A 15,982-nucleotide genomic window follows, 5' to 3' on the forward strand; every position below is an offset into this window, starting at 1 on the left:
CGCGCGGTCTGCTCCGCAGACGCGACGCGGCGTCGCTACGCGACGCTTACCGGCGCTACGCGCCGGCCCCTCCGGCTCCGCCGGAGGGGGTCCCGGACTCCGTCCGGGACCGGGCAGGCACTCCGTGCCCGCCCTGCCGGACCAACGCTCCGCGCTGGCCCGGGACCTGACTGCTCCGCAGTCAGGAAGGGGCGGCAGCCACAGGGGGCAGTGGGGTATCGCGAACGGCGGACCTGATGTGACGATCCGTCAACTTTGAGGATCAGTTCCGGTTCCGGAAAAATCTGGTGCGTCACTTCTTCTTTGAGCTTGATTCTGGGATGATGACATGGTTGCGCTCCCTCGCTGGGGCGAAGGTGATTCGAACTCAATATGCCCTATGAGTCTCGTCTCTGGCGTAGCGTCATTTTCGAGCCGGGATCAGTTCTGGGCTGACTCCATACACCCTCCCCGAACTCTGAGAATGCGAGGTCTTGTGGCTCACATGGAATTGCGTCCGCATCAGGTTGAGGCGGTGGATTCGGTGCTCCGGAATCTCTCGGAGCGGCCGGGAAAGGGAATCCCGTCCGAGGGGCTGCGGACTCAGGTCATCGCCGCTACAGGATCCGGTAAAACCCTGATCGGGGTGGAATCGGCGAATCGTCTTTCGGCGCGCCGGGTGCTGGTGTTGGTGCCGACGTTGGATCTGCTGTTGCAGATGGCTGCCGCGTGGCGTGCGGGCGGGCGTCGCGGGGCGATGATCGGGGTGTGTTCGCTGCGGGGTGCGGACAGTCAGGGTGTGCCGTGCACGACGGACCCGGATGAGCTGATCGCGTGGACGGCCGGCGGTGAGACGGTCACGGTGTTCGCGACCTATGCGTCGGTGGGTATGGGGACGCTTCAGCGGGCTCATGCTGCGGGTTTGCCGGTGTGGGACCTGATGGTCGTGGACGAGGCCCACCGGGTCAGCGGTGACGCCGGGAAGCCGTGGGCGGCCGTGCACGATCAGGCCCAAGTCCCGGCGGTGCGGCGGCTGTACATGACCGCGACGGCGCGGGTGTGGGAGGCCGACGGAGACCGCCCGCGGCTGGTCGCCTCCATGGATGAGGACTCCGAGGTTTTCGGGCCGGTGTCGTACAAGCTGAAGCTGTCCGAGGCGATCCGGCTCGGTTTGGTGGCGCCGTATCAGGTGCTGTGCCTGGACATCCGTGACCCCGACCTCTACGCCGCGCTCACCACGGAGGCGACCGGCTCCGACGCGGTCCGTGGGGCGCGGCTGGCGGCCGTGCAGACCGGCCTCATGCGGGCGGCAGTTGAGGAGCGCTTCCGGCGGGTGCTGTCCTTCCACAGCCGGGTCGGTGAGGCGGAGGCGATGGCGGCCGCCGTGCCGGTGACGGCGGCCCGGCTCGCCGAGGACGACCCCGAGACGTTCCCGCCGGTCGAGCAGGTGTGGGCGCAGTGGCTGTACGGCGAGCACGCACCTGCGCACCGCCACCGTGTGCTGGAGGAATTCGCGTCCGATTTCCTCGGGGGTGGCGGTTTTGAGGGCCGGAATGTGCGCGCGGAACTGCGTGTCCTTTCGTCGGTGCGTGTTCTGGGTGAGGGCGTCGACACGGCCGAATGTGACGCGGTGCTTTTCGCGGATGCGCGTGGCTCGATGGTGGATATCGTGCAGATGGTCGGACGTGCTCTGCGGATGCGGCCGGGGGTCGGGAAACTCGCCACTCTGATCGTTCCGGTATTCCTCGGGGAAGGCGAGGACGCGAACGAACTGCTCACCTCAGATGCGTACGGGACCCTCGCGAAGATCCTCGGGGCGCTCCGGGCGCACGACTCGGACACGATCGAGGCGCTTGCCGACCCTCGGGTCCGCAACGCCCGTCCGGCGACGGGTGAGGACGGCGGCGGCCAGGACCAGGGCAACGACTACGACGGCGAGGACGGCGGCCAGGAGGAGGACGTCGTCCGGGTCGGTGCGGCGGCGGCCGGGGTGCTCAGGTTCAGCGAGGAACGCGACCCGGCCGCCCTCGCGCAGTTCGTCCGGCTGCGGGTCATCGACCCCGAGGCCGCGTACTGGCGGCGCGGGATCGAAGCCGCCACCCGGTGGCTGCGCGAGACCGGCAGTACGAAGCTGCGGGTGCCGTACACGTACGTCACGCCGGAGGACTGGGGCGCGGTCGGCGGGCATCCGCTGGGGGTGTGGGTGGCCGATCATAGGCGGTACTACGCGGCTGGGACGCTGGAGGCCTCGCGCGTGGAGCAGCTGGAGGCGTTGGGGATGGTGTGGTCGGTGCAGGCGTCCGCGTGGGAGGCCGGCCTCGCCGTCGCCCGATCGTACGCCGCGGTGCACGGGCATCTGCTCCCGCCGACCACGGCGGTGTGGGGCGGCGACAACTTCCCCATTGGTGTCTGGGTCAAGAACGCCCGTGCTGCGGCCCGCAGGGCGGCTGAGAACGCCGAACGGCGGGCGGCCGGGGAAACGGGCGTCTCCTACGCTGGGGAGCTGTCACCGGGGCGTATGGAGGCTCTGGCCGACGTGGACCCGGGGTGGTGCCCGGTGTGGGAGATCGGATGGCAGCGCAGCCTGCGGCTCGTGCTCGCTCATGTAAAGGCTGGAGGCGCGCTTCCGGTCGGGCCTGGTGAACTCATCGTCCAGGGCGAGGACCTCGGTGTGTGGGTGGCCGGCCAGCGGGCCGGTTGGGACAGGCTCATGCCCGCGCAGCAGTGGCTCCTGGAGTCGGTGGGGATCGAGCCCGCGGCCGAGGGCGGGGCGCCGGTTGCGGGTGCGCCCCGGTCACAGGACGCCCGGTGGGCTGCGAACCTCGCTGCCGCCCGGCAGTTCCACGCGCGGGAGGGGCATCTCCAGGTGCCCCGGCAACACGTTGAGATCACCGGGGACGGTGATGGGGACAGCGGGCAGGCGGCCGTGAAGCTCGGGGCATGGCTCGACAACACCCGCCGCCGGGTCGCGAAGCTAAGCCCGGAGCGGCGTACGGCGCTGGATGCGCTCGGCATGCGCTGGTAGACGGAGGCCGGACATGGCTGTGGCCCGTCCCGTGTTCGGGGCGGGCCGACGGCGTGTGTGGTCGTGAAGGGCGGTCGCCTACGCGGCGAAAGGCTCCATGAGGCTTCAGCCGAACGATCGTCCTCATGGGCAATAGGTGAGGCCCGGGGACACTGTCCCCTCCACAACCACACCCTCCACAACACAGGCAGGCGGCCGGCCATTCCCGCGCGGGCGGCTGCTACAGCCGGACGGTCAGGGTCAGCTCATCTCCGCGGGCGCCTGGTCGACGGGGCGCTGCCAGTCCGGTGCCGGAACACCTCCGCAGGCGCGGAGCGGACGTGGATCAGGAGGTCCTCTGTGACCCCGAGGCCGGGACACCTCCGCAGGCGCGGAGCGGGCTTCGCCGCCTCCAGGGCGGCGCTGTAGCCGGTCGGGACACCTCCGCGGGCGCGGAGCGGACTGGTTGACGAACCCCCGTCACCGTTGGGCACCGGGACACCTCCGCGGGCGCGGAGCGGACAGCCTGGCGAAGCACACGTTCGAGCTGGAGGACGGGACACCTCCGCGGGCGCGGAGCGGACGCCGACGCCCGGAACAGGTCGATGTCGCGGTGCGGGACACCTCCGCGGGCGCGGAGCGGACGGCGCTGGCCGGCGCTGTCGGCGTCGGTTTCTCGGGACACCTCCGCGAGCACGGAGCGGACTCCTTGTCGGCCAGGCGCTCGTCCACGCCGACCGGGACACCTCCGGGCGCGGAGCGGACGTTGGAGATCGCGGTCTCGCTGAGGCCCTGGTTGGAACACCTCCGCAGGCGCGGAGCAGACCCCGCACCGAAGATCACTGCCTGCGTGAGTCCCGGGACACCTCCGCGGACGCGGAGCGGACACCCTTCGCGTCGTGCAGGTCCCCGCCGCCCGCCGGGACACCTCCGCGGGCACGGAGCGGACGCGGCCGAGCAAGCGGCCGAGCTGCAAAAGCACGGGACACCTCCGCGGGAGCGGAGGTGTCCCGCAGGGGCGGCCGGTGACGACGTTGACGAGGTCGTCGGCTTCGCGCGAGCGAAGGTGTCCCGGTGCCGCCGAAGGCGCTGGCCCCGTTGATGTTGTCGGCTCCGCGCGAACGGAGGTGTCTCGGTGTCGTCGACCATCGTCGAGATGACGTCGAAGTCGGCTCCGCGCGAGCGGGGGTGTACCGCGCCGCTGGCCCGGGGACGCTGTCGGTCTGCGGTCGGCTCCGCGCGAGCGGAGGTGTCCCGGCCATCGCCCGGTGGATCTCGTGCGGCTGGAGGTCGGCTCCGTGCCGGCAGAGGTGTTCCGGGCTGGTCGAGTGCCCGGAGCATAATGCCGACGACAGCTCCGTGCGAGCGGAGGTGTCCCGCCGTGTTTCCGCATCCCCTGCCCGGAGCCCGTGTCTGCTCCGCGCGAGCGGAGGTGGCCCGGCGGGATCGGTGACGGCCAACAGCTCCGGCGAGTCGGCTCCACGCAAGCGGAAGTGTCCCGAAGGTCTTGGCGTCGTCGACGGTGATGCCGGCGTCGGCTCCGCGCGAGTGGAGGTGGCCCTGCCTCCAGCTTCAACCAGTCACTGCGATGACCAGCGGCGGGCTCCTCCTCTCGCACGATTCCTCAGCGCCTCGTGGCGCACGCCCGAACTCGTCGAACGCGAACACCCGGTCCAGGAAGCGTTCCAGGACGTGCTCGATGCGGTCGAGCTTGGTGTCGCGGTCGGGGTCCGGTGACTCCTTCCAGGTCTTGGTGCGCTGGAAGGTGACGCCGCGGCGGGCGAGCAGGCACCTTAACGCCTCGCGGCCGATCCGGATCACGCGGCCGTGGACTTTCCGTAAGCAGGCGGCGAGTTTGCGGATCGACCAGCGGGTGAAGGGCTGGCCGAGTTTGGTCGGGCGGGTGGTGGCCGTCTGGACGACGAAGTCCTCGTCGTCAGGGCTGAGAAGGCGGGGACGGCCTCCCGCCCATTGAGGGTCCAGAGCGGCCAGGCCGATCTCGTTGAACCGGTGGATCACGTCGCGGACGGTGTCCTCGTCGGCCAGCACCAGCTGGGCGATCACCGGCACCCGGTTCCCGCCGGCCGAAGCGAGCAGCATCATCGCGCGCCGGTAACGCACCGAGCTGGTGCTGCCCCGGCGCACGATCTGCTGCAGCTTCTGCCCCTCCTGCTCGGTCAACCTGCGCACACGGACAGGCTCAGCCACCACACCCCCAACGGTCAGATCAACGGAAGCCACCGCCCATCCAACCGCCACGAGCCTCAACCCGGCGAAGCATCCTGGTCAAAGCACTAGCAGATTTGCCACACGGGTCTTCGGTCAGCTCGTGGGCGGCCGGACTGCTCAGCCTGTGCGGTGTGACCGCGGGAGCCGCCGGGAGAGCGGCGGTCTGCCCAGCAAACGACCGATCTCTCCTTCGGCCTGTTCAGCATCGGCGTCGCGCTGTACGGGAAGCACGAGTACCCAGGTGACCACGGCTTGGCGGGGGTCCCGGCGATGCTCGTCGACGCGCGCCCGGACGGTGCCGGGACCGCGGCCCGTGGACCCCGTGTAGAGCAGATCGAACGTTCCCGAACCGAGGAGGTAGACCGCCTTGTACTCGTCGCCCGCGTAGTCGGGTAGTGCCCACAGGGCGATCTTGGCCGGTTGCCGGCGCAGCAGCCGGTCTCCCAGGGCGTCTGCGGCCAGGTCGTAGGACCTACGCAGGAGTGTGCCTGGCAGCAGTGGAGCGATCCCTGGGGGAAGCGTCGTCACAGGGTGTCCCCTTCGCCCCGTTCCTCGGGTCGGCTGAGGTTGGCGTCCGCCTCCTTCTGCTCCCGTTCCTGCAAATTCATCTTCAGGCCCTTCAGTCGGAAGGCCACTGTGTCCGCCTGCTCGTGGAGCGCGGCCATCAGCTCCGCGGAGCATGTGATCTTGGAAAGGCTCGCCCTGTGCAGTGTCTGGACGGACGTCTCGGCGGCCCGCAGATGGCCGGGCAAGACCTCCAGCGCCTCGGCCACCGGGTTCGCCTGCTTGGCGCGCTCCTGCAGCCTCTTCTGTTCCCGCTTCTCCGCCTGCCCCTTCTCGATGCTGGCCGCGAAGGTGCGGATGTACGCGCTGTCGGCCTCCAAGTCCTCCAGCGGGCTGTACGGGGCCTGTGGGGAGATCCGACGCGGGTTGGCACGTCGGCGTTCATCGAACGAGGTCACGAACGCCGTGATGTTCTCTTCCAGCTGGGCGGGGCCCCACGGTGAGGCGTGCATCATCTCCAGGACGACCGACACCGGGGCCGTGGTGAAGGCGGCCGGGATGTCCTGCTCCGGCAGGTCCTCGGTCTGGCGGCCGGATCCTGTGTCCGTGCGCAGTGCCCCCGTGAACGTCGTGGCGATGGCACCGACCACGAGGAGGAATGCGATGTGGTTGCCGAGCGTCGCGTCGTCGGTCTCGATTCGCTTGTCGTCGTTCACGAGCCCCTGGGGCGCGGCGGCTGCTGCCTTGCTGACGGCCTCCGCGGATTCTTTCAGCTGCTCCTTCGTCACCCGGTAGTCCGGCAGGCGGTCCTTTCGGTTCCATACGTGCTTGGGGATAGCGTCGCGGGTCCACGCGCGCTGTCCGATCTCAAGTCGGGACTGCTGGTGCTCGTTTCCCTTCCAGTGCTTGCGGTCGAGGGACTGCAGGGGGCGGCTGATGACGGCTCCGACCAGCTCGCTGAACTGCTTGGCGTGGCACCGGCTGATCTTCAGTTCACGGCGCAGGGTCGCGGCGATGTGCGGGCGCCATGTGGGATCGATCAGATCGGCGATGGCCTGGTAGGCCCAGTCAAGGTAGTCCCATCCGCTGCGGAGCGGGCCACGATCCTGCTGGCGCTGGCGCTCGATGAGGGACTGTGGTGCGGCCTGTGTCAAGTCGGACAGCACAGCCTCGTGGATGGTGCGGCGCTTGGAGGTGTGGGAGTGGGCCTGCTGCTGGTGGTGGATCAGGCTGACGACCTCCATCACGAAGCGGTGGACGTCCACATCAGGGGCCGGGCTCCAGAGCTCGACATCGCACTGCAGGGCGCGCCAGCGGGCAGCGGTCTCACCGACGCGCGTGGCGAAGCCGGCCTCGCCCTCACCGCGGGCTCCCTCGGGCTGAGCACGGAGACGGGTCGACTCTTCGCGCAGGTCGCGCAATTCCCCGTTGACTTCACGGGCTTTCTCACGGATGAGGTCGCCGACACTGTCCTGGGTCATGACCGCGCATACGGCGGGATCAAGGCCCAGGATGGCGAAGGCGGCAGTGGTGCGCGAGATGCCGTCCACGGTGAGGAAGCGTCGGGTCTCCTTGCCGTCATGCCGGATCACGAGGGGGACCATGATGATGCGGTCCGAGATGCCCTCGGTGGCGACCATAAAGCGTTTGTCGTTGCGCTCCTGGGTCTGGTCAGTGATGCGGCGGACGGCGACTTCGAGTCTGTCCTGACTGTCGACATCGAGGACGAGCCAGCCGTCCTCACTGCCGAACCTGCCGGCGCTGATGACGAGGTCGTCCAGGTCCGGCAGGGTGTCACCGCTCTGGATCGCCTCGATGAGCTGGTCGTAGAGCGGGTCGGCGGGGGATGCCTCGGCATCGGCCAAGCGCGGCTGCAGAACGAGAGCGCCAGCGAGGGGGCTCGACTGGAACATCCGCAGCTCGGCCCTGTCCCCGCTGGGCAGCGTCTTGGGGAACTTGGCGCGTATATGCTTGGCCGCCTCGGGGCCGAGGGCGGTGGCGGCGACGAGCTCGCCGAGCGGGTCGCCCTTGAACTGCTTGACGAGCGCGGTGCGAGCCTGGCCGGTAGGGGGCTGAATCGGCTGCAGGCGATCCAGGAGCCCGTACGGGTCGTCGGCGGGTGGCGGGCTGAAGATCTGTGCCATCGAGGTCCTTCCAGCCGGCTCCGCAGCAAAGGCGGCGGGGGCGGCAGCGGGTACGGGAGTACGCGGCTGCGGCCCCAGGCCTGGATGGCAGGCAGGAGTCCGACAAGAACGACACGATGCCGGAGGCGGTCGGCCGTCTGTTCCCGCTCGGAGCACCGCGCACCCGTTCCGGATGCCGGTCTGGCAGCGGAAACGGCTTCACACGCCGGCCGTGACCGAGGCGTGGGAGAGCGTGCGGCACTACCCGGGCAGGCAGTCGCATAACTATTGAACCGTCAGAAAGGACCGTCCGAGCCTCTGTTCAGGATTTGCCCGGAAAAGTACAGCCGTTGTCTCGTCGCGGCCCCGGGGCCGACCGCGTAAGGGCCGGGACCCCGGAGCCGGGTATACGGCGAGGCGCAGCGGCTGCCCACAGAGGGACCTGACACCGGACCGGTCGCGCATCGTCATCGAGGTCGACGGGGCGTCTCGGTGCGGCCGGTCATGCGGGCTCCGGGGCGGCCTGGGGGCGGGGGCGGCAGCCGTCGGGGGCGCGGCCGACCTGGCGGCGACGGTCTGGATCTCGCTGCTCGTGTAGGCAGTGCGCATGCCGGAGGGTGTCATGCCGCCGACCCTGGCGAGGAGTTCGAGCTTGTAGGGGCGGTCTCCGTGGAACTCCCGTCCGTAGGCAAGAAGGGCGGATCTCGCGGTCGCGGCCTCGCGGGCGGCGCGGGCGTTGCCGAGGGCGATCAGCAGAGGGTCTTCACGCTGGTCGTCGTGCCGCGCTTCCAGGGCGAACGCATCGTCGGCCCGGGCCTGTTCGGCCTCCGCGAGAGCGTCGGGGTAGCACTCCTCCGACGTGACGTCACCGGACGGCGGCAGTCGTCATCACTGTCATCGCTGCGGTGACCGTCCTCGAGCGCACGGTGCCCGCCGCGCTCGCCCTGGCCGTCTGTCTCCTCGTGGTGACCAGCACAAACCCCCTCCACCCGAACTACGCACTACAAGGAAAGTCCCACGCCGATCACTACATCCCGAGCCGATCACTGAACTTGCACCTCAGAAGCCCTGCAGCATTCAAAGCCCTACGGAAGCCCCAGCCCAGAGGCACAACACACTACAGAAGGACATCCTGAAACGATCACTAGAACCCCAGATCAACACGTCGCGGCCTCTAGTGATCATCAACGGATTTGTCACACCAGGCGGATCGGTTGCGATCACTGACTCAGCCCGCTTACTATTACGATCGTAATTTAATGGACCTGGGCCGCATCGGGCCACGCCATCCGTGCTCTGGTCATCTCCTCTTCACTTCACTGGGAACCTTCATGGACCTCTCCGCCAGCACCGCCCTTGTCACCGGAGCGAACCGGGGCTTCGGCCGGGCCCTCGCCGCCGAACTGCTCAGCCGCGGCGCCACCGTCTATGCCGGCGCCCGCAATCCCGACCAGGTCGACCTGCCCGGCGCCAAGCCGATCGCACTCGACATCACCGACCCCGCTTCCGTCGCGGCCGCCGCCGCGGCCACCGGCGACGTGACCATCCTGGTCAACAACGCGGGCTCCTCCACCGGCGCCGACCTGCTCACCGCCGACCTGGACGACATCCGCCTGGAGATGAACACCCACTACCTCGGCACCCTGACGGTGGCCCGCGCCTTCGCACCCCAGATCGCGGCCAACGGCGGCGGGGCCATGCTGAACGTCCTGTCCGGCCTGTCCTGGGTCAGTTTCCCGGAGTTCGGCGCCTACTGCGCCGCCAAGTCCGCGGAGTGGTCGCTCACCAACACCCTGCGCGTGCAACTGGCCGACCAGGGCATCCGCGTGGCCGGTCTGCATGTGGGCTACATGGACACCGACATGGTCCGTACCGTCGACGCGGCCAAGTCCGACCCGGCCGACATCGCGCGCATCGCTGTGGACGGCATCGCCGCCGGCGCCTACGAGATCCTCGCCGACAACGCCGCCCGCCAGGCACAGGCAGCACTGTCCGGGGGCGTCTCGGTGCTCTACCCGCAGCTCCCCTGAGGAGCACCCACCCCCACGGGCCAACCGCCAGGCACGTCCGCCAGGGGAACGCCACGGCACAGCATCTACGGTTCGCCGGTCGGCCATACGTGCAACACGACCGCCGACGGTTCCCCCGCGTGTCGGGTCTTGCCTGCTGAGCGTTTCCGGGCCTATTACATTACGGCCGTAATGTAAATGGGGGAACGGGCGATGGTTCGCCATCAGCGCGAACGGAGCCCACACCATGCCGCACAAGTGCAGGCGGGGCCGGCCCAGCCGATGCAGCTCCGAGTGACAGGTCGGCGACACCCGCACCCCACCAGGCGCAACAGCTCCGTGGTCGCCGGACGCGATCACGGTCACGCAAGCCCAACCCCTCAGGAAATGGAAACCACGCCATGAGCCAGCCCAGCACGATCCGCCTGGAGCGGACGACCCCGCGGACCGCCAGGATCACGTTCTCGAATCCCCCCGTGAACCTGGTGATCCCCGAGTCCATCGTGACGCTGCACAAGATCGTCTCGGAGCTGGAGAACGACCCGGACATCCAGGTCGTCGTCTTCGCCAGCGAACTTCCCGACTTCTTCATCAACCACTTCGACGCCACCGCGGCCGCCGATCTCCCCACGCCCGAGCACGAGGACGACAACCCGGTGTGGACCGACATGGTCCTGCGGCTGAGCAAGGCTCCGTTCGTCAGCATCGCGGCCATCCGGGGCCGTACCCGCGGCGCCGGCAACGAGCTGGCCCTGGCCTGCGACCTGCGCTACGCCAGCCGCGAGAAGGCGTTCTTCGGCCAGCCCGAGGTCGGCCTCGGCCTCGTCCCCGGCGGAGGGGGAGCCGAGCGACTGCCCCGTTCGATCGGCCGCGACCGGGCGCTCGAGGCCATCCTCGGCAGTGCCGACTACGACGCCGACCTGGCCGAACGCTGGGGATGGGTCACCCGCACCCTGTCCGACGCGGAACTCGACGCCTTCGTCGACGCGACCGTCGCCCGCCTCGCCTCCTTCGACCGGCAGGCACTGGCGACCGCCAAGTCCCAGGTCAACCGGGCGACACTGCCGCCGGACGCCCACCTGGTCGCCTCCTTCGGCGAGTTCGCGGGCACCCTGACGCAGCCGGGATTCGCCGCGCGTGCGGTCGGGCTCGGCGCACTGGCCGCCGAAAAGGGCCTCGACGTCGAGTACCAGCTGGGCGAGTACATCGGCCGGGTCAGCGAAGCCCTCTGATCACCCACGACCGACCGCAGCGCCCCGCAGGGCGCCCGTAGGCGCCGCAACACCCCGGGCAGCTTCCATCCCCCACCCATCAGGGTTCCCACGGCGGCCGGGCACGTCTCAACGGCAGCCCGGCCGCCGGCTCTCCCGGCCGGAGGGCCCCGCCGCACCCACCGGGGTCCGAACACGGAAAACGCGACGGCCAATGCCCCACCGTCGTCACGTGCAAGTGGACCGACCGTTCTCGCGTCCGGTGCCGTGACTTCGCCGACGGCACATGAACAGCTCTCGGCAGCGGCGCAGACCATCCTTTGAGGGGGCTTCTGCTGCAATGCCGTACCAACGGCTCGAAATCGCAGGCTTTTGCGTCAGTGTCTGACTCTCGGGTGGTCGGCCCTGCGTCGGTCGGCTGCGGTCAGGCTTCTGGGCCCAGTGCTGCCGGCTGATCGCTGCTGCCGTGCGCCAGCGAGGCGAGAATCTCCTTGCGGCAGACATCAAGGATTTCGTCCGCCAGCGGAGAATCGTCCGGGCATGCCCGCGACAGCATGATCGCTCCGACCGAATGGGCGAGCATGTCGATCACCATGGTGCGGGCCGCGCGTTGGTCCGCATCCCCCGGCGTGTCGCTTGGGGCCTGAAGGGCCGTCAGCAGGTTCTCGATCCCGGCTGCGAACTCTGTTTTGATGTCCGCCGGCTGACGTGCGGCATCGCCGCTGAGGGCCGCGATGGTGCAGCCGTCGCCGCGCCCGTCGCGATGCTCCCGGGAGACGTAGCTCTCGACGAACTCGGCGGGATCCAGGCCTTCTGTCCGTGCCGCGGTCCGTGAGAGCCCGCTCGCGGACGCTTCGGCCATCAGGTCGGCCTTGGAGCGGAAGCTTGTAGAACCCGCCATGGGTGAACCCGGCGGCTGCCATCAGTTCCGCCACGCCGACAGCGTCATAGCCGCGCTCGCGGAACAACCTGGCAGCTGTCTCTACCCGCACCTCGTACGCGCCCTCGCCCCCCTCGACCTCGCCTACCTGCACCTCGCCCACGGCGGCGACGAGGAACTCCTGCGCACGCTGCGCGAGCTGTGGCCGACCACGCTGCTCCTCAACCGCGCCGGCACCGACATCGCCACCCGCGCCAAGGACATCGACAGCGGCATCGCCGACGTCATCACCGTGGGCTCCATGGCCCTCGCCAACCCCGACCTGGTCGAGCGCGTACGTGCCGGCGCACCCCTGAACACCCCCGACCCCGCCACCTTCTACGGCGGTGGCGCGGCCGGCTACACCGACTACCCCACCTACGCAGCCTGACCCAAGCGCCCGGCGCCCGAGGCAATCGCCTTCCTCGGGCGCCTCGGCGTACGCACGGCACAGCCAGGCAGCAGTGAACATGCGCTCGCGACGCGAGCGGTATGCCGTCGAGTGACCACGAGGTCCCGCCCCGCGGCTTTGAATCCGCACTCGCCGCACCGGACGGGGACCCGGCCCCCTCCCACGACTGAAGACGAGGCATCCGCATGACTCCATACGAACTCGCCGACAAGGTCGTCCTCATCACCGGCGGCACCGGCGGACTCGGCAGCGCCACCGCCCGAATCCGCCTCTCCCGCGGCGCACGGGTCGGCATCGTGGATCTGCGTCCGGACACGCCGGAGATCGCAGCCCGCATCTCGTCGTCCAACGTCGTCGGCTTTACCGCGGACGTCTGCGACCGCAACGCGCTCGATGATGCCGTGGCCCACCTGTGTGAGCGGTTCGGGCGGGTCGACATCGCGATCGCGAACGCCGGCATCATGGGGCAGGGCTCCACACTTCGTGCCACGCCCGCACCCGCGATCGACAAGGTGCTGGCCGTGAACATCAACGGCGTCGTCAACACCGTCAACGCGGCGATGGAGCAGATCATCGCCAACCAGGGCCAGGCCGTCCTGATCGGTTCGGTCTTCGCCTTCCTCAACGGCATCGGGGCCATTCCCTGCGCCATGAGCAAGGCCGCGGTCGAGCAGCTCGGGCGCGGACTGCGCGTGGAACTCGCCCCCCCCACGGCGCCTCCGCCACCACTGCCTGCTTCTCCCTGATCCAGACGGACATGATCAGAAACGGCGTCGACGCGGATCCTGCGATCACTGAGATGCTGGCCAGGACCTCGCCGCGGCCGCTGCTCAAGCGCCTGCAGCCGGACCAGGCCGCCGAAGCCGTCGTGCAGGCCATCGAACACCGTTCACCCCCCCCTGGTCCGGCCGGCCCTCTGGGCCCCGCTGTCCGTGCTGCGAGGAGTGATCAACGCGGTGATCGACGGGCGTCTGGCACGGGATCGCGTGGTGCACGCGATCCTCGGCAAGCTCGACGGGCGGTCAGGCCGCTAAGCAGGCTGGGCGAAGTCGACTACGGTTCGCCAACGCCTTCAAGGGGCGCGGGGCTGTGACATATGCGGTTCCGCCGCTTGGGCGCGACCAGCCGCAACGGCGCCGCAGCCGGACGACGGCCCCACAGGGCACCTCAAGGAGTGCTCAGCGGCGGTCGTGCGGACACCAGGGCTGTACCGCTGGGGGGCGGTGGCCGTTCCGGCTGCGGTGGCGTCGGGAAGCGGGTGCTCGATGTACTGCGCCTGTGTGCCACGCGGGCGCCTCGGTCGTGACCCACCACCGCGGCCTCCTCGAAGCCGAGCCCTTCGACGAGGCCGGCCATGTCGGCAGCCTCACCGTCTTCGGGATCTTGGCACTTCCAGGACGGGAGGATCGCCGAGCACGAGGACGTCCTCCAGGAGGTGCCGACCGCCACCGACAGCGAAGTCGTGTTCGCCACGCTCAGCCATCCGCAGACCTCGTCGCCGGGACAACGGTGGCTCACCTCGTACAACAAGCAGCTGGTCACCGCCTACGTCGACCAGCTGCCGTTCCGCAAAGACCTGACCGCCGTCGATGCGTACGTGGGCTCGGAGCACCACAGCCACTGCACCGCGGCGCCGGACACTCGCGGGCGGGCGGTCGTCGGCCTCTTCCGGGTGCGGGACCAGAAGACCGTCGAGCACTGGCGCGCCGGACGGAACGTGCCGGAGGCCTCCGCCAACGACAACGCGATGCTCTGACGCCACAGGCCCACGCAGCCGCGTGAGCGCTGCACCGGATACCGGGTGATCTCCCCGAGCTGGGTCCGTGCGCGATGCCATCGCATCCGGACACGCCCCGGGTTCGGCCGCCTGGTTCTGCCACCCGGCTCGGCCGCCCTGGCCGAGCCAGCCTGCTCAGGAAAGGTGGCGCTTGAGGATCTTGCCGGTGGAGGTCAGGGGCAGTTCGTCGACGAACTGGATGACGCGCGGGTACTTGTACCCGGCGAGCCGTTCCTTCGCCCAGGCCACGAGCTCGTCCTCGGTCGTGCCGCTGCCTGCCTCCTTCACCACGACGGCCTTGATCTCCTCGCCGTGGGACTCGTGCGGTACGCCGATCACGGCGACCAGGGAGACCGAGGGGTGCTCCATGAGGACCTCCTCGATCTCACGCGGATAGACGTTGAAGCCACCCCGGATGATCATGTCCTTGGACCGGTCGACGATGTAGTAGAAGCCGTCCTCGTCCCTGCGGGCGAGGTCGCCGGAGCGGAACCAGCCCTCTTTGACCGCCTCGGCCGTCGAGCCGGGCCGCTTGTAGTAGCCCTTCATGACGTTGTGCCCCCTGATCGCGATCTCCCCGATCTCCTCGGGGCCTCCCTCGGCATCCGACCAGTCATCGCGGATGAGTTTCATCTCCACGCCCGGAATGGGCACACCGATCGAACCGACGCGGGGCTCCTCGCCGAAACGGGAGAAGGACGCGACCGGCGAGGTCTCGGACAGTCCGTAGCCTTCGAGGATCGTGACGCCGAAGCGGTCCTTGAACTGCTTGTGGATCTCGGCGGGCAGCGCCGCGCCGCCGGCCGCGGCCACACGAAGGTTCGCCGCCAGGCGGGCGACGTCGACCCTCTCGTCGAGCGCCGCGAGCAGACCCCAGTACATGGTCGGGACCCCGGCGAAAAACGTCACGTCGTGGTCGAGCATGAGGCGCAGGGCCGCCTGCGCCTCGAACCTCGGCTGCATCACGATCGTGCCGCCGAACGCGAAGGCGCCGTTCTGCACGACGGTCTGGCCGAAGGCGTGGAACAGCGGCAGCGCACACAAGTAGGTGTCGGGGCGCCCGGGATCCGCGGCGAACAGGTCGCGGCCGACGAGCGCGTTGTCGTACACGTTGCGGTGGCGCAGCTCCGCGCCCTTGGGATGGCCGGTCGTGCCGGAGGTGTAGAGGACCACCGCGGTGTCGTCCTCGTCGCGCTCGAGTGTCCGGAACGTCACGGGCTGCTCGGCGACGACCGCCTGGTAGGACTCCGGTGTCCGGCTCCCGCCCCCGGCCGGGGCCGCGCCGCCGCTCTCGATCGGGAAGAACTCGGTGCAGCCCTCGGTCGCCCGGAACCCCTCCCACGCGGCCTGCCCGATCGGCAGTTCCGGCGTGCCCTCGAACGCGAAGTACGCCTTCGCGTTCGAGTCGGCGAGGTGGTAGGCGACCTCGCGGGCCTTGAGCAGCACGTTCAGCGGCACGACAGCGGCGCCGGCTTTGAGGATGCCGAAGTAGACGGCGGAGAAGTGCGGGAGGTTGGGGCAGGACAGTGCGACCTTGTCGCCCGGCTGGATCCCGCGCGAGACGAGCAGGTTCGCGACACGGTTGGCGGCGGCGTCGAGGGCGGCGTACGTGATGTGGTCGTCACCGAAGACGATCGCGGTGCGCTCGGGGTGTCGGGACGCGGTGTCCGTCAGCAGTCGTGACACGTTGCGGCTCGGGCTGAGCATCATTGCTCTCCTGGTTCTGCGGGTGGGGGCGGTCGAGCCGGGCCTGCCGTCTGCTGGGCGACAGCTCGGCCAACAATCACCTGCCGACCGTAATATTACGTGCGTCAG

11 protein-coding genes, 1 pseudogene and 1 CRISPR repeat array are annotated in these 15,982 nt (G+C 69.4%); of the genes and pseudogenes, 7 read left to right on the top strand and 5 right to left on the bottom strand.

The features are described 5' to 3' along the window. The first annotated feature begins 328 nt into the window (after positions 1-328). Entirely contained in the window at positions 329-3,004 is a 2,676-nt protein-coding gene (locus tag ACFY6U_RS05390; protein ID WP_390035214.1) for a Helicase associated domain protein, read from the top strand. Positions 3,005-3,295: 291 nt separating this feature from the next. Then, positions 3,296-3,993: direct repeats of the CRISPR family, unit length 29 nt; unit sequence CGGGACACCTCCGCGGGCGCGGAGCGGAC. Between the two features lie 634 nt (positions 3,994-4,627). Here the strand turns inward: ACFY6U_RS05390 and ACFY6U_RS05395 are convergent. The 3 genes and pseudogenes from ACFY6U_RS05395 to ACFY6U_RS05405 form a co-directional block, all read right to left on the bottom strand. Continuing rightward, a pseudogene (locus tag ACFY6U_RS05395) lies at positions 4,628-5,191 on the bottom strand (transposase); the annotation flags it as partial. A gap of 138 nt (positions 5,192-5,329) precedes the next feature. Next, positions 5,330-5,740 carry a hypothetical protein gene (locus tag ACFY6U_RS05400; protein ID WP_390035215.1) on the bottom strand — a complete coding sequence of 137 codons (411 nt, stop codon included), beginning with the start codon at positions 5,738-5,740 and terminating at the stop codon, positions 5,330-5,332. Beyond that, positions 5,737-8,016 carry a hypothetical protein gene (locus tag ACFY6U_RS05405; RefSeq protein ID WP_390035216.1) on the bottom strand — a complete coding sequence of 760 codons (2,280 nt, stop codon included), beginning with the start codon at positions 8,014-8,016 and terminating at the stop codon, positions 5,737-5,739. Before ACFY6U_RS05405 ends, ACFY6U_RS05400 begins: the two co-directional genes overlap by 4 nt. A 492-nt stretch (positions 8,017-8,508) precedes the next feature. Here ACFY6U_RS05405 and ACFY6U_RS05410 point away from each other — a divergent pair, with 492 nt between their 5' ends. The 3 genes from ACFY6U_RS05410 to ACFY6U_RS05420 all read left to right on the top strand — a co-directional run bounded on the left by ACFY6U_RS05410 (position 8,509) and on the right by ACFY6U_RS05420 (position 11,080). Continuing rightward, the gene (locus ACFY6U_RS05410) at positions 8,509-8,748 is read left to right on the top strand and encodes a hypothetical protein (RefSeq protein WP_390035217.1); all 240 of its coding nucleotides are present in this window, start codon (positions 8,509-8,511) and stop codon (positions 8,746-8,748) included. A 422-nt stretch (positions 8,749-9,170) separates the two neighbouring features. Further along, complete coding sequence (locus ACFY6U_RS05415; protein ID WP_355493073.1) at positions 9,171-9,869, top strand: SDR family oxidoreductase; 699 nt, start codon at positions 9,171-9,173, stop codon at positions 9,867-9,869. Between the two features lie 380 nt (positions 9,870-10,249). Beyond that, a complete protein-coding gene (locus ACFY6U_RS05420) occupies positions 10,250-11,080 on the top strand; it encodes an enoyl-CoA hydratase/isomerase family protein (protein ID WP_390035218.1) in 831 nt (276 codons plus the stop codon). Positions 11,081-11,562: 482 nt separating this feature from the next. On the opposite strand, the gene ACFY6U_RS05425 is transcribed toward ACFY6U_RS05420, so the two are convergent. Further along, a complete protein-coding gene (locus tag ACFY6U_RS05425) occupies positions 11,563-12,051 on the bottom strand; it encodes a helix-turn-helix domain-containing protein (RefSeq protein WP_390036500.1) in 489 nt (162 codons plus the stop codon). Between ACFY6U_RS05425 and ACFY6U_RS05430 the strand changes: the two genes are divergently transcribed. The 3 genes from ACFY6U_RS05430 to ACFY6U_RS05440 all read left to right on the top strand — a co-directional run bounded on the left by ACFY6U_RS05430 (position 11,959) and on the right by ACFY6U_RS05440 (position 14,146). Continuing rightward, positions 11,959-12,369, top strand: coding sequence for a hypothetical protein (locus tag ACFY6U_RS05430; RefSeq protein WP_390035219.1), 411 nt, complete (start codon positions 11,959-11,961; stop codon positions 12,367-12,369). The two genes, ACFY6U_RS05425 and ACFY6U_RS05430, sit on opposite strands and share 93 nt — an antisense overlap. 206 nt (positions 12,370-12,575) lie before the next feature. Then, the gene (locus tag ACFY6U_RS05435; protein WP_390035220.1) at positions 12,576-13,136 is read left to right on the top strand and encodes an SDR family NAD(P)-dependent oxidoreductase; all 561 of its coding nucleotides are present in this window, start codon (positions 12,576-12,578) and stop codon (positions 13,134-13,136) included. 608 nt (positions 13,137-13,744) lie between these two features. Next, a complete protein-coding gene (locus tag ACFY6U_RS05440) occupies positions 13,745-14,146 on the top strand; it encodes a hypothetical protein (protein WP_390035221.1) in 402 nt (133 codons plus the stop codon). A gap of 156 nt (positions 14,147-14,302) precedes the next feature. Here ACFY6U_RS05440 and ACFY6U_RS05445 read toward each other — a convergent pair whose 3' ends face one another. After that, the gene (locus ACFY6U_RS05445; protein WP_390035222.1) at positions 14,303-15,877 is read right to left on the bottom strand and encodes a long-chain fatty acid--CoA ligase; all 1,575 of its coding nucleotides are present in this window, start codon (positions 15,875-15,877) and stop codon (positions 14,303-14,305) included. Between the last annotated feature and the right edge of the window lie 105 nt (positions 15,878-15,982).

Origin of the sequence: Streptomyces sp. NPDC013157 (genome assembly GCF_042899865.1) — a bacterium.
GTDB lineage: Bacteria > Actinomycetota > Actinomycetes > Streptomycetales > Streptomycetaceae > Streptomyces.